This is a genomic window from Synechococcus sp. CB0101 (assembly GCF_000179235.2).
Lineage (GTDB): Bacteria > Cyanobacteriota > Cyanobacteriia > PCC-6307 > Cyanobiaceae > Vulcanococcus.
The window spans coordinates 1,440,035-1,453,136 of the sequence record NZ_CP039373.1 but is presented as its reverse complement, the minus strand read 5'-3'; the positions used below and the strand labels follow the sequence as shown (position 1 = coordinate 1,453,136).

Genomic DNA, 13,102 nt, shown 5'->3' with positions numbered 1-13,102 from the left:
GATGGCAGATCTTCTTTCCTCGCGCAACCTGCGCCGCTGGCTCCCCTGGGTGCTGATCGTGGTGGGTGCCCTGGTGTTGCCGGTGGTGTTGCCGCCGTTCCGGTTGAATCTGTTGGGCCGATTTCTGTCCCTGGGCATCGTGGCTCTGGGTGTCGACCTCATCTGGGGCTACACCGGCATGCTCAGCTTGGGGCAGGGCATCTTCTTTGCCCTGGGCGGCTACGCCCTGGCGATGTATCTGCAGCTCAATGAGCTCAAGCCCGGTGAGCTGCCTGAATTCTTCTCGCTCTATGGGGTGAAGAGTTTGCCGGCGTTTTGGCAGCCCTTCAACTCACCGCTTTTCACCCTTGTGGCCATCTGGGTGATTCCTGCTGTGGTGGCGGGACTGGTGGGTTATCTGGTGTTCCGCAACCGGATCAAGGGGGTCTATTTCTCGATCCTCACCCAGGCGGCTCTGTTGGTGTTTTTCAACTTCTTCAACGGCCAGCAGAAGTTGATCAATGGCACCAATGGGCTCAAAACCTCGACAGCGCGTGTGTTTGGCGAGCTGATCGGTAGCGATGGGATGCAGCGCAACCTGTTCTGGCTCACCGTGGTGATCACGGTGCTGGCCTTTCTGCTCTGCCGCTGGCTCACCCATGGCCGCTTCGGTGATGCCCTGATCGCGATCCGTGACGATGAACCGCGTTTGCGCTTCACCGGCTACAACCCCACGGCCTACAAGACGGTGGTGTTCGCTGTGGCGGGCGCTCTGGCGGGCATCAGTGGTGCGCTCTACACGGTGCAATCCGGCATCGTCTCGCCGCAATACATGGCCGTTCCCTTCTCGATTGAGATGGTGATCTGGGTGGCTGTGGGCGGCCGCGGCACCTTGATCGGCGCCGTTCTTGGTGCGGTGCTGATCAACTACGCCAAGAGCCTGGTGAGCGAAGCGCTGCCGGAAACCTGGCTGTTCATCCAGGGTGGTTTGTTCCTGCTGGTGGTGCTCGCCCTGCCCGATGGCCTGGTGGGTTGGTGGCGTCAGGGCGGCCCCGGTCGCCTGATCGCCATGGTGGGTTGGCCGCCGCGCACAGCCACCTATCCCGCCCTGGATCTCGATCCCCAGGTCGCCGCGGAGCAAGAGCAGTTGGACGGTCGCGGTGGGGGCAACGGTTGATGACCAGCACTCCAAGCACCCATCCGTCATCCATGAATCTGCTTGAACTGCAGGGCGTCACCGTCAGCTTCGACGGCTTTCTCGCCCTCAATGACCTCAACCTTCAGCTCGCTCCAGGTGAACTGCGGGCCGTGATTGGTCCCAATGGCGCCGGCAAAACCACATTCCTCGATGTGATCACCGGCAAGGTGAAACCCACCCGCGGTGATGTGGTGTTCCGCGGTCGCTCGATCGTGGGCCGCAGCGAGCATCACATCTCACGGCTGGGGATTGGCCGCAAGTTCCAGACACCTCGCGTGTATCAGAACCTCACACCGCGGCGCAATCTCGAGCTGGCTGTGCGCGGACCCCACGGCCCCGCCGCACTGTTGTTCGGTTCTCTGAGCAGCGACCAGCGCGATCGGGTGCAGCATCTCCTTTCGGTGGTGGGCCTCGAGCGCCAGGCGCAGCAACCGGCCGGTGGGTTATCCCACGGGCAGAAGCAGTGGCTGGAGATCGCGATGCTCGTCGCCCAGGATCCAGAGCTGCTGCTGGTGGATGAACCGGTGGCCGGTCTCACCGACGAGGAAACCGCTCGCACCGCGGATCTGCTCAAGCAGTTAGCCGGGGATCACACCGTGCTGGTGATCGAGCACGACATGGAGTTCATCCGCGATCTGCAAGCACCGGTCACGGTGCTGCATGAGGGGCATGTGCTTTGTGAGGGATCGATGGATCAGGTGCAGAACGATCCACGGGTGATTGAGGTGTATCTCGGCAGTGACACTCAGGAGGATGTGGCGTGACCTTGCTCGATATCCGCGGCCTCAACGTCTATTACGGCGAGAGCCATATTCTTCGCGACGTTGACCTCAACGTCGCTCCCGGCGAGATGGTCTGTCTGATCGGCCGAAACGGGGTGGGTAAAACCACCCTGCTGAAAACGGTGATCGGCTTGCTGCAGCAACGCAGTGGTGGTCTGCAGCTCGAGGGGCGCGGCCTCACCGGCCTGCCACCCCACGCCCGGGCGCGGGTTGGGGTGGGGTATGTGCCCCAGGGCCGCGAGATCATCCCTCAGCTCACGGTGCGAGAAAACCTGTTGCTTGGCCTCGAGGCGCTGCCGGGCGGTTTGGCCAAGAACCGCCATATCGATCCGCTGGTGTTTGAGCTATTCCCGATCCTGGAGAAGTTCCTCGCCCGCCGCGGCGGGGATCTCTCGGGTGGCCAACAGCAGCAGTTGGCGATTGCTCGGGCCTTGCTCGGTAAACCCAAGCTGCTGCTGCTCGATGAGCCCACGGAAGGCATTCAGCCGTCGGTGGTGCTCGACATCGAGCGGGCGGTGCGTCGGATCATCGATGCCACCGGGATCAGCGTGTTGCTGGTGGAGCAGCACCTGCACTTCGTGCGGCAGGCCGATCGCTACTACGCCATGCAGCGTGGCGGGATTGTGGCCAGTGGCCCCACCAGTGAGCTCAGCAAAGACGTGGTGGATCGTTTCCTCACAGTGTGAGCTCCACGGCAACCTGGGCCTCGCTCGAGGCCCGGGGCAGCCGCGTGCCCACCGCGATGGGGAAGATCACCAGGGCAAACAGGGCGGTGATCAGCAGCTGGCTGGCATCGCCTCCGGGCAGGAGCCGTTGCGGGCCGCTGATCTCCGCGATCAGCACCAAACCCCCCAGATACACAAACCACCAGCTGCCGCAGCCGGCGTTCAGGCTCTGGCCACGCTGGCGCTGCAGCAGGCCAAACAGCAGCGCTGGCAGCACCACCAGGGTTACGGCGCCCTCCAGGGCGCTGCGGCCGCACCACAGCACGGCCCAACTGGCGGCCACAAAGGTGAGCGGACAGAGCAGCTTCGCCATGGGCAGGCGGAAGGCGCGCGGTGCTGCGGGCAGTTGCTGGCGCAGCGCCAGCAAGCTCACCGGCCCGACGGCCAGAGCGATCACCAGCGTGGCCGTGAGGAAGCTCACCACCCGCTGCCAGCTCGGTCCCCCCAGCAGCATCACCACGCCGATCGCCAGGCTCCAGAGCAGGGCGATGGCCGGTACTGCCTGGCGGTTGAGCCGGCCCATGGCTTCGGGGAGCAGCCCCAGGCGGCCCATCATCCAGGCCACGCGGGCTGACACCCCCATGTAGGTCATGGCCGTGGCGCCTGGTGAGATCACGGCATCACTGAGCAGCAAGGTGACAACCCAACCCATGCCCAGGCCCATGGCGATGGCCACCAGTGGGCCGCCATGGTTGCTGAGCTGAAGCGCCGCCCATCCTTGGCTGAGGGCCTGCGGCGGCACCGCTACCAGAAAACTCAGTTGCAGCAGCAGATAAATCGCCAGCGATACGCCCAGTCCCAGGGCCATGGCCAGGGGCACGTTGCGCTGGGGGTTGCGGGCTTCGCCCGCCAGATCCATGGCGGTGCGAAACCCCAACAGGCTGAACAGGATGCCGCCGCCGCCGATGGCACTTACCACTCCGGCCAGATCGGCTCCCTGACCTGCGTCGTGGAGCCCGAGATTGCTCCAATGGCCCGCCGTGAGCATCAGGCTCAGCGACACCAGAAGCGGCACCACCAGCTTCCAACTGGTCAGGCCATCGATCCAGCGGGCCAGCCAGCTCACGCCAGCCAGGTTGATCCAGGCCATCAACACCAGCAACACCATGGCGACCCCCAGCCCCGCGCCGCTGAGCACTTGCCCCTGGCCCCCATCGGCGGTGAGCCAGGGCAGGCTGCTGGCCACGTATTGCACCATCGCCAGCACTTCAATCGTGGGCAGGGTGAGATAGGCGATCCAGGCGCACCAGCCGCCGATGAAGCCAGCCCAACGTCCATGACTGAGGAGGGGGATCTGAGCGAGCGCGCCCGAGCTCGGCACCAGGGAGCCCAGCTCGGCAAACACCAAGGCCAGGCCAAAGGCCATCACGCCACCGGCCACCCAGGCCAGCAGGCTGGCGGGCCCAGCGAAGCGCGCGGCATAGAGCGGTGCGAACAACCAGCCGGAGCCGATGGTGCTGGTGATCACCGCCAGGGTGAGGCTGCGCAATCCGAGGCTGCGGCGTAGCGCCTCAGGCTGTGGGGATGGCGCTCGGGTGGACGTCAATAATCGATCGGCAGCTGGTCCCACTGTGCGAGATCGAGTGCACAATCGGGATTGATGTTGATCAACACGTCTATGTCGGTATCCCTGCGCTCCCTTACCCGCGCTGCCGTGGTCTGCGCCAGTGGCTGCCTTCTCACTGCGGCTGCTCCTGCCTCTGCCCAGAGCTGCCAGTTCCTGGCTCCCGTGGGCGGTAACGGTGTCACCGACATCGTGACCAAGACGATTAGCCCCGGTAATCCGCTGCCCTTCACCCGCCCCAACTGGAACACGGATTTCTTCGTGACCCAGCCCTACAGCTCCTACAAGCTGTTCTTCACCGCCAATTCCTCGGTGAGTGCGACCTATCCGATTCAGGGTTATCTCAAGTTCACCGATGGCTCCAACCTGCAGGTGATCAACGATTCCCTGACTCCCGGGGTTGGCACTGGCCGTCAGTGGGATGTGCAGGCGGTTCCCGGCAAAACCGTGAGCCAGGTGAACTTCAAGATCGGTGCCACTGCTGATCAGGCCGCCACCGGTTTCACCTACCGCATCTCCGTGCAGGGCTGTAACTGAGCCTGGCCCTCAACCCCTAAAGCAAGCTCCGCCACAAGGCCTCGGCGTTGCGGTGGAGCTTCAAGGGAATTCCATCCACGCTGCTCAGGGGGCGGCAGCCCAGGCTGTTGATCAGAAGCCAGCTGTCGCCGCTCTGCGGTTGTGGAGTGAGATCGGCCTCTTGGGCCATGCCTTGCTCGATCAGCCGGGCGCGCATCACGCCCGGCAGGCAGCCGCTGCTCAAGGCTGGTGTGAGCCAATGGCCCTGGCGCTGAATCAACAGGTTGGCGGTGGTGGCGCAGCAGAGCTCGCCGCCGCTGGCCAGCAGTAGGGCCTCATCGGCGCCAGCGCGCTGGGCTTCGAGGCGCGCCTGAATCGCCTGGCCGTAGGCGAAGGTCTTGCAACGGCTCAGCAGGCTGGAGCTGTTGCGCCGCTCTTGACGGCTCACGATCGCCGATTGCGGGCTGAAGCTTGGTGTGTGCGCGCTGAGCTGCAGCCAGAACCGATGTGGCCTGTGGGTTTCAGGCACGGCAATGCCGCGTCCGGCGCTGTCGCCCCGGCTCCAGTTGAGCCGGAGCGCGCCGCTGCCGTGCTCGAGCCCTGCGCGCGCCACGGCTTCGTGGATCAACGGCTCGAGGGTGCCGGCGTCTGGCGGGGGCGCCATGGAGAGCAGCGCTGCGCTCTGGTGCCAGCGCTGGAGGTGAGCTTCCAGCAGTTGCGGGCGACCATCCAGAACGAGAACCGTTTCAAAGAGCCCATCGGCCAGTTGCAGGCCGCGATCGCTCAAGGGCAGGCCCAGCTGCTGCGGCTCGCCCCACTGGCCGTCGAACCAGGCGATGCTCCGGGGGCTCATGCCAAGGCCTCCAGCAGGGGGTTGAGCTTCCAACCCAGCTCACTGGCTTCGGCGCTGGGGTCGGAGTCGGCCACGATGCCGCAGCCGGCGTGGCCGCGCAGGGCATTCGCTTGCAGCAGCAAGGTGCGGATCAGGATGCTGCTGTCCACGCTGCCGTCAAAGTCGCGGCGGATCAGTGAGCCGCAGTAGGGGCCTCGGGCTACGGGTTCCAGTTCTGCCAGCCGTTGGCAGGCCCGCAATTTCGGAGCTCCGCTGATCGAGCCCCCCGGCCATCCCGCCCGCAGGAGATCCACCCAGCTTCGATCGGGTCGCAATTGCCCGCACACCACCGAGGTGAGGTGGTGCACCTGGGCATAGCTCTCGAGGCCCACCAGCTGCGGCACATGGATCGAGCCCGGCACGCAGGAGCGGCCCAGGTCGTTGCGCAACAGATCGACGATCATCACGTTCTCCGCCCGGTCTTTGCCGCTGCATACCAGCTCGGCCGCCGCATCGGCATCCAGCTGCGGATGGTGGTGCCTGGGCCGGGTGCCCTTGATCGGCCGGGTTTCCACGACCCCCTCGGGGCTCACCTGCAGGAAGCGCTCGGGTGAGGCGGAAATCACCGCCTCACCCTGGGCCGCGCCGGAGGCCACCACCAAGCCGGCAAAAGGGGCGGGGCATCGCCGGCGCAATCGCTGAAACAGGGCCAAGCCTGTGAGAGGGCCAACGGCGGGCAGTTGCGTGCTGCAGCAGGCCGTGAGATTGGCTTGAAACAGATCACCGCAGGCGATCAGCTCGCGGATTTGTTCCACGCCACGGCTGAACGCCTGGGGATTGGTGTGCCAGTGCCAGTGCTCGGGTGCCACGGCTGGAGCCGTGAGCTCACCAGCCGAGGCGTCTTCCGGCAGGCCCTCCAGCCAACTGGCCATCGCTTGCAGTCGCTCGGGATCTTGGCCTTCGAGCCAGAGCTGATGCTCGTTCAGATCGAAGCGCAGCACTGGATCGTGGCGGGCAATCCAGAGGCTGGCCATCGAATCGGCCTTCCAGGGGTTGCCGGGCTCCACCCAGGCGGCGGCCTCGTAGCTGAGCCAGCCACACCAGTGGCCCGGCCCCAGATCAGCCAAGGCCGCAAACGGATCCTGCGCACTCTCCATGCCGGGCAGTCCGCGGCAGCAGCGCTGCTCAACCGGATCAACGGCCAAGGTGGCCCAGCGCCCCAGGTCGGTGCCGTCGCCGTCGAGCCAGATCAGCCCGGCGTGACCCCAGTGCTCCGCCAGCAAGGGCGCCAGGGTGGCCGGTGAACGCCAGGCCACCGGCCAGCGTGTGCTGCCCTGCATCACCGCTGGGCCGCCGAGCTGGCCAAATCGGGCCGGCCCGCGTCGATCAGGGCGGCATCGCGGATCCGGCAGCTGTCGCACACACCGCAGGGCTGCTCGCCGCCGCTGTAGCAACTCCAGGTGTCGGCGATGGGCACGCCCAGCCGCAGGGCCTCCTGCACGATCTTGGTTTTGCTCCAGGTCACCAGCGGTGCCCAGAGGCGGCTGCCGTGCCCTTCGCGGCCGGCCTTGCTGGCCAGATCCGCCAGCCGCTGAAAGGCGTCGAGGTAATCGGGCCGGCAGTCGGGATAGCCGGAGTAATCCACGGCATTCACGCCCAGCACCAGCCGTTCGGCGCCGCGGGCCTCCGCCAGGCTCAGGCCAATGGCGATGAACACCGTGTTACGGCCCGGCACGTAGGTGCTGGGGATCACATCGGCTTGCACCCCATCGCTGGGTACGGCCATGCGGCTGTCGGTGAGGGCCGAGCCGCCCCAGGCCGCCAGGTTCACGCTGATGGTGTGGTGCTCCGCCAGCCCGAGCTGCGCGGCGATCCGAGCGGCGGCTTCGAGTTCGCGTCGGTGCCGTTGGCCGTAATCAAAGGAGAGGCCGATCACCCGCTGCCCGTCTTCGAGGGCGAGGGCGGCAGCGGTGGCGGAGTCGAGACCGCCGGAGAGCAGGGCAATGGCGGTGGACAAAGTTGGGGATCAGGCGCCGAATCCATACTGCCGAGCGGCCCGCACCCTCAGCGCACCCCCAGCCACTTGTGGCTTTGCAGGCTCAGGCGCCAGCTGGGGTGGCTGCGCACATAGTCGATGGCCAGTTGTTGGCCTGTGGTGCTCTGCCAGCCGGGTTGCAGCAGCAGCGCGGGTGCGGGCTGATCGTTGTTGCGCCCGTTGAGGGAGGCTGCAGCCATCGCTTCGGCGAAGGCCAGATCAGCGGCCTCGTGCACCACCACCTTCAGCTCATGGCAGGCCGCCAGCACCTCTGGTGTGGGAGGCCGGTGTGGCTTGGGGGAGAGGGTGATCCAAGCGAAAGCGCCCGTGAAGGCGCCGACCCCGCTGGTTTCCAGGTGCAGGGGAACCCCGAAAGGCTGAAGCGCCTCACAGAGGGGAGCGAGATGGTGCTCCAGCGGTTCGCCGCCGGTGATCACCACGAAGGCAGCGCCGTTCGCAACGGCGCTTTGGGCTTCCTGTTGCAAGGCCTCGAGCGACTGCAGGGGATGCACGTCTTGTGGCCAGGAGTGCTTGGTATCGCACCAGCTGCAACCCACGCTGCAGCCTCCCAGGCGGATGAACCAGGCGCTGCGGCCGCTGTGGAGTCCCTCGCCCTGCAGGGAATGGAAGGTTTCCACCACCGGCAGGGCGAGCCCAGGGCCAAACGCCGCTGCACTCATGCCGCTGGTGTGGCGGCGGGCAGGTTGCGGCCGAGGGCTTCGCTTGGGCTGCCGGGCAGCCGCTGCTGCGCCGCTGCGATCAGGCCGCGGAAGAGGGGATGGGGCCGGCCGGGGCGCGACAGGAATTCGGGGTGGTACTGGCAGGCGGTGAAGAAGGGGTGGTCCTTCAGTTCGATCAGTTCCACCAGGCGGCCGTCGGGGGAGGTGCCGCTGATCTCGTAGCCCGATTCGAGGAACAGGTTGCGGTAGGCGTTGTTGAACTCGTAGCGGTGGCGGTGGCGCTCGTACACCACCTCATTGCCGTAGAGCTCGTGGGCCATGGTGCCGGGGGTCAGGCGGCAGGGATAGACGCCCAGGCGCATCGTGCCGCCTAGGTCCACCACGTCCTGCTGCTCGGGCAGCAGGTGGATCACGGGGTGGGCCGTCTCGGCATCGAGTTCGGCACTGGTGGCGCCTGTGAGGCCCGCCTGGTTGCGGGCCCACTCGATCACGGCGCACTGCATGCCCAGGCAGAGCCCCAGGAAGGGCACCCGCTGTTCGCGCGCCCAGCGGATCGCGGCCACCTTGCCGTCAACGCCGCGGTTGCCGAAGCCGCCCGGCACCACCACGGCGTCCATGCCCCGCAGCAGCACATCGGCGCCCTGCTCTTCAATCTGTTCGGCGCAGATCCAGTGCAGATCCAGGCCGGCCCCGAGGTCGATGCAGGCATGGCGCAGCGCCTCCACCACCGAGAGATAGGCGTCGTTGAGCTGCACGTATTTGCCCACCAGCGCCACCTTCACCGAGGGGCCGGGGTTGCGCAGCTTGGCCACCATCTCGGCCCAGCGGGCCATGTCGCTGTCGTGGTCGGCCAGGCCCAGCAGATCGAGCACCTCGCGGCAGAGGCCCTCCTGCTCGAGGGTGATCGGCACGGCGTAGATGCTGTCGGCATCGAGGGCCGGGATCACGGCGCGGCGGGGCACACCGCAGAAGCCGCCGATCTTGCCCTTGAGGTCTTCGCTGATCGGCCGGTCGCTGCGGCACACCAGCACATCGGGCTGGATGCCGATCGAGCGCAGCTCCTTCACCGAGTGCTGGGTGGGCTTGGTTTTGAGTTCGCCTGAGGTGCCGATGTAGGGCAGCAGGGTCACGTGCACGTAGGCCAGGTCGTTGCGGCCCACATCCCCCCGGAATTCGCGGATGGCTTCGAGGAAGGGCAGCGACTCGATGTCGCCCACCGTGCCGCCGATCTCGGTGATCACCACATCGGCACCGCTGTTGGCGGCCACCCGGTGGATGCGCTCGCGGATCTCGCCGGTGATGTGGGGAATCACCTGCACGGTGCCGCCGTTGTAGTCGCCGCGGCGTTCCTTGTTGATCACCGATTGGTAGATCGAGCCGGTGGTCACGCTGTTGAGGCGCGACATGGCCGTGTCGGTGAAGCGTTCGTAGTGGCCCAGGTCGAGGTCGGTCTCGGCACCGTCTTCGGTGACGAACACCTCACCGTGCTGGAACGGGCTCATCGTGCCCGGGTCCACGTTCAGATACGGATCCAGCTTGAGGATCGAAACGCTGTAGCCCCGGCTCTTGAGCAGGCGCCCCAGGCTGGCGGCCACGATCCCCTTGCCGATGCTGGATACCACGCCACCGGTCACGAAGACGAATTTGGCCATGGCATCCGTAGCGACCCTTCAATTTACCGGCCGGCTCCTGGAGCTTCCAGGCGATCAGCCCTCCGGTTGGTCGTGGTCGAGGCTGCGCATGTAGTCCTGCACCCGGCAGCGGCGCTGCGGTTGCCGGAGTTTGAGCAAGGCCCGCGATTCGATCTGGCGCACCCGCTCCCGCGAGAGGTGCAGGTCTTCGCCGATCTGGGAGAGGGTCTGGGGGGTGTCGTCTTCCAGGCCATAGCGCAGCCGGATCACGGCGGCTTCCCGGGCGGTGAGCTCCTCCAGGAGGGACTCGAGGTCATCGTGCAGGGACTCGCGGGTGAGTTCCTGCTCCGGGGTGGCGTGGCTGTCTTCGAGCAGATCGCCGAGTTGGGTGTCCTGCTCGCGGCCCACCCGCGTGTCGAGGGACACCGAGCGCGGCACCCGCATCAGGGTCAGCCGTACCACCTCCTCGCTGAGGCCCAGTTCCCGTGCCAGGTCGCTCACGGAGGCGAGCCGGCCGTGCTCCGTGGCGATCTGGCGCTGCGCCTTTTTGATCCGGTTGAGCTTCTCGGTCACATGCACAGGCAGCCGGATCGTGCGGCTCTGGGTGGCGATGGCGCGGGTGATGCCCTGGCGAATCCACCAATAGGCGTAGGTGCTGAAGCGGAAGCCGCGGGTGGGGTCGTATTTCTCCACGGCCCGCTCCAGGCCGAGGGTGCCCTCCTGCACCAGATCAAGCAGCTCCATGCCCCGCTGCTGATACTTCTTGGCCACGGCCACCACCAGGCGCAGGTTGGCCTGGATCATCCGGTCGCGGGCGCGGCGGCCGTGGTGCAGGGCCTGCTTCAGCTCCGCCACGCTCAGGTTGCTGTGCTCGGCCCAGGCCTGTTGCTTCTGGCGGATCTGTTCCCGCAGCTCGCTCACCGTGCACCGCTGCTGTTCAGCCAACTGCTGCACAGCGGGCCAGTGGCCCAGCTGGGACGCCAGGCGCTGTTGGTCGTCTTCCAGATCGATCAGCTCTTGCAGCGCTGGATGCGTTGCCGCAAGGCGTCGCCGCTCCCGCAGCAGCCGTTCCCGCCGCTGCACCTGGCGCGCCAGGGTGAGTTCCTCCTCATGGCTGAGCAGATCCACCCGACCGATGTCCTGCAGGTAGAGGCGCACCAGATCCGTGCTGCCGCGCCGGCTGCCGGTTGAGGGCTTGGGGCTGGGAGGGCCCTTAGACACAGGCTTCGCCCGGAACAGCCCCCTCACGATCGAGTCTCAATTGAGATCGACCCTCAAATCACGCGTTTCTGTTCGGGATTGCCGGCGAGGAGCTCAGCCCTCGGCCTCCTCCTCCACCCAGGTGCTGGCCACGTGCAGCTCCTCGAGTTGCTTGGTTGCCACACCGCCAGGGGCGCCGGTCATCAGGCAGCGGGCCTGCTGGGTTTTGGGGAAGGCGATGGTGTCGCGGATTGATTCTTCGCCCGCCAGCAGCATCACCATCCGGTCGAGACCGAAGGCCAGGCCGCCGTGGGGCGGGGCGCCCATGTCGAGCGCTTCCATCAGGAAGCCGAACTGCTGATTGGCTTCCTCCAGGGGGAGGCCAACGGTTTGGAGCACCTGGCGCTGCAGGGCGGAATCGTGGATGCGCAGGGAGCCGCCGCCCAGCTCCAGGCCATTGAGCACCAGGTCGTAGGCCTGGGCGCGGGCGCCCGGCAGGGTGTCGGCCCAGGCGGATGGGTCGTTGCCCAGGTCGTCTGTGTTCGGGGCGCAGAAGGGGTGGTGCAGCGCCTCGTAGCGGTTCTCGTCGGCGTTGAACTCGAACATCGGGAAATCCACCACCCAGAGGAAGTTCCAGCTGTCGTTCTCGCTGTCGGGCTTCACCATGCCCAGCTCGCGGGCCAGGTACTGGCGCACCCGATCGAGGGCCTTGTTCACCGTGGCGGTGTCGCCGGCGCCGAACAGGATCAAGGTGCCGGGCTCAGCGCCGGTGCGCTGCAACAGCTCGGCTTTTTTCTCTTCAGACAGGTTGTCTTTGATGGCGCCGATCGTGTCGATCTCGCCGCCCTCGCGCACGCGGATGAAGGCCAGGCCGCCGGCACCGGCTTTCTGGGCCTCGCTGAACACATCCCCGCCGGGCTTGATGCGCACGTTGCTCACCGCATCGTTGCCCCCGGGCACGGCGATGCACTTCACCGAGCCGCCAGCGGCCACGGCGCCTGAAAACACCTTGAAACCCATGTCGGCCACCAGGTCGCTCACGTTGGTGAGCTCCATGCCGTAGCGGGTGTCGGGGCGGTCGGTGCCGTAGCGCTCCATGGCGTCATGCCAGGTGAGGCGCGGGAAGGGGCGAGGCAGCTCCACGCCCTTCACGGTTTTCCAGATCGAGGCGATCAGGGATTCGTTGAGCTCCAGGATCTGCTCCTGGTCCATGAAGCTCATCTCCATGTCCAGCTGGGTGAATTCCGGCTGGCGATCGGCGCGCAGGTCTTCGTCGCGGAAGCAGCGGGCCACTTGGTAGTAGCGCTCGATGCCGCCCACCATCAGCAGCTGCTTGAACAGCTGGGGCGACTGGGGCAAAGCGAACCATTCGCCGCCGCAGACGCGGGACGGCACCAGATAGTCGCGGGCGCCTTCGGGGGTGGAGCGGGTGAGCACCGGGGTCTCCACCTCGATGAAGCCCTGGTCTTCCAGGAAGCGTCGCGCCGCCTGGATGGTTTGCGCGCGCAGGCGCAGGTTGCTGTTCATGCGCTCGCGGCGCAGGTCGAGGTAGCGGTGGCGCAGCCGCAGCTCCTCGCGGGTGTTCTCCTCGTCGTGCACCGACACGGCGAAGGGCAGGTTGCCCTTCACGCTGTTGAGCACCGTGATGGCGCTGGCCAGCACTTCCACCCGGCCGGTGGCCAGCTTCTCGTTGATGGCATCGGTGGGGCGCTCCCGCACCTTGCCTTCCACCTGGATCACCGTTTCGTTGCGCAGGTGCTCCGCCACGGCGAACATCTCGGCGCCGTTGTCGGGGTCCACGGTGATCTGCACCGTGCCGCTGCGATCGCGCAGGTCGATGAAGATCACACCGCCGTGATCACGGCTGCGGTCCACCCAGCCGCACAGCTGCACGGCCTGGCCGGTGGCATCGGGGCGCAGGTCGCCGCATCCGTGGCTGCGCATGCTGAGGAGGGAAACG

The 13,102-nt window shown here is 66.5% G+C and carries 12 protein-coding genes; 4 read left to right on the top strand and 8 right to left on the bottom strand.

What is annotated here, in order from left to right:
• Position 1 precedes the first annotated feature (1 nt).
• The 3 genes from urtC to urtE are packed head-to-tail and all read left to right on the top strand — an operon-like array spanning position 2 to position 2,645.
• Positions 2–1,156 carry an urea ABC transporter permease subunit UrtC gene (urtC, locus tag CB0101_RS07845; RefSeq protein ID WP_010305868.1) on the top strand — a complete coding sequence of 385 codons (1,155 nt, stop codon included), beginning with the start codon at positions 2–4 and terminating at the stop codon, positions 1,154–1,156.
• Between the two features lie 32 nt (positions 1,157–1,188).
• Positions 1,189–1,941 (top strand): urea ABC transporter ATP-binding protein UrtD, encoded by a 753-nt coding sequence (urtD, locus tag CB0101_RS07840; protein ID WP_010305863.1) that lies wholly within the window; start codon positions 1,189–1,191, stop codon positions 1,939–1,941.
• Entirely contained in the window at positions 1,938–2,645 is a 708-nt protein-coding gene (gene urtE, locus CB0101_RS07835) for an urea ABC transporter ATP-binding subunit UrtE (RefSeq protein WP_010305860.1), read from the top strand. The genes urtD and urtE overlap by 4 nt, the downstream gene beginning before the upstream one ends.
• On the opposite strand, the gene CB0101_RS07830 is transcribed toward urtE, so the two are convergent.
• A complete protein-coding gene (locus CB0101_RS07830; protein WP_136644043.1) occupies positions 2,635–4,230 on the bottom strand; it encodes an APC family permease in 1,596 nt (531 codons plus the stop codon). The two genes, urtE and CB0101_RS07830, sit on opposite strands and share 11 nt — an antisense overlap.
• 72 nt (positions 4,231–4,302) lie before the next feature.
• Here CB0101_RS07830 and CB0101_RS07825 point away from each other — a divergent pair, with 72 nt between their 5' ends.
• Complete coding sequence (locus tag CB0101_RS07825; protein WP_010305853.1) at positions 4,303–4,785, top strand: hypothetical protein; 483 nt, start codon at positions 4,303–4,305, stop codon at positions 4,783–4,785.
• A 16-nt stretch (positions 4,786–4,801) separates the two neighbouring features.
• Here the strand turns inward: CB0101_RS07825 and CB0101_RS07820 are convergent, their stop codons facing one another.
• The 7 genes from CB0101_RS07820 to aspS all read right to left on the bottom strand — a co-directional run bounded on the left by CB0101_RS07820 (position 4,802) and on the right by aspS (position 13,086).
• On the bottom strand, positions 4,802–5,617 hold the full coding sequence (locus CB0101_RS07820) for an aminotransferase class IV (protein ID WP_010305850.1): 816 nt from the start codon (positions 5,615–5,617) through the stop codon (positions 4,802–4,804).
• On the bottom strand, positions 5,614–6,936 hold the full coding sequence (locus CB0101_RS07815) for an anthranilate synthase component I family protein (protein WP_010305846.1): 1,323 nt from the start codon (positions 6,934–6,936) through the stop codon (positions 5,614–5,616). The genes CB0101_RS07820 and CB0101_RS07815 overlap by 4 nt, the downstream gene beginning before the upstream one ends.
• Entirely contained in the window at positions 6,936–7,613 is a 678-nt protein-coding gene (gene queC, locus CB0101_RS07810; RefSeq protein WP_010305843.1) for a 7-cyano-7-deazaguanine synthase QueC, read from the bottom strand. Before queC ends, CB0101_RS07815 begins: the two co-directional genes overlap by 1 nt.
• A 47-nt stretch (positions 7,614–7,660) precedes the next feature.
• The gene (locus CB0101_RS07805) at positions 7,661–8,311 is read right to left on the bottom strand and encodes a 7-carboxy-7-deazaguanine synthase QueE (RefSeq protein WP_010305838.1); all 651 of its coding nucleotides are present in this window, start codon (positions 8,309–8,311) and stop codon (positions 7,661–7,663) included.
• Entirely contained in the window at positions 8,308–9,963 is a 1,656-nt protein-coding gene (locus CB0101_RS07800; RefSeq protein WP_010305835.1) for a CTP synthase, read from the bottom strand. The genes CB0101_RS07805 and CB0101_RS07800 overlap by 4 nt, the downstream gene beginning before the upstream one ends.
• A 54-nt stretch (positions 9,964–10,017) precedes the next feature.
• A complete protein-coding gene (locus CB0101_RS07795; RefSeq protein ID WP_010305831.1) occupies positions 10,018–11,163 on the bottom strand; it encodes an RNA polymerase sigma factor, RpoD/SigA family in 1,146 nt (381 codons plus the stop codon).
• A gap of 93 nt (positions 11,164–11,256) precedes the next feature.
• On the bottom strand, positions 11,257–13,086 hold the full coding sequence (gene aspS / locus CB0101_RS07790) for an aspartate--tRNA ligase (RefSeq protein WP_010305826.1): 1,830 nt from the start codon (positions 13,084–13,086) through the stop codon (positions 11,257–11,259).
• Between the last annotated feature and the right edge of the window lie 16 nt (positions 13,087–13,102).

What these genes read in the sequence shown, in the direction of transcription:
- urtC (WP_010305868.1), top strand. Translation starts at nt 2, where the DNA reads ATGGCAGATCTTCTTTCCTCGCGCAACCTGCGCCGCTGGCTCCCCTGG.
- urtD (WP_010305863.1), top strand. Translation starts at nt 1,189, where the DNA reads ATGAATCTGCTTGAACTGCAGGGCGTCACCGTCAGCTTCGACGGCTTT.
- CB0101_RS07825 (WP_010305853.1), top strand. Translation starts at nt 4,303, where the DNA reads ATGTCGGTATCCCTGCGCTCCCTTACCCGCGCTGCCGTGGTCTGCGCC.
- CB0101_RS07820 (WP_010305850.1), bottom strand. Translation starts at nt 5,617, where the DNA reads ATGAGCCCCCGGAGCATCGCCTGGTTCGACGGCCAGTGGGGCGAGCCG.
- CB0101_RS07815 (WP_010305846.1), bottom strand. Translation starts at nt 6,936, where the DNA reads ATGCAGGGCAGCACACGCTGGCCGGTGGCCTGGCGTTCACCGGCCACC.
- CB0101_RS07805 (WP_010305838.1), bottom strand. Translation starts at nt 8,311, where the DNA reads ATGAGTGCAGCGGCGTTTGGCCCTGGGCTCGCCCTGCCGGTGGTGGAA.
- CB0101_RS07800 (WP_010305835.1), bottom strand. Translation starts at nt 9,963, where the DNA reads ATGGCCAAATTCGTCTTCGTGACCGGTGGCGTGGTATCCAGCATCGGC.
- aspS (WP_010305826.1), bottom strand. Translation starts at nt 13,086, where the DNA reads ATGCGCAGCCACGGATGCGGCGACCTGCGCCCCGATGCCACCGGCCAG.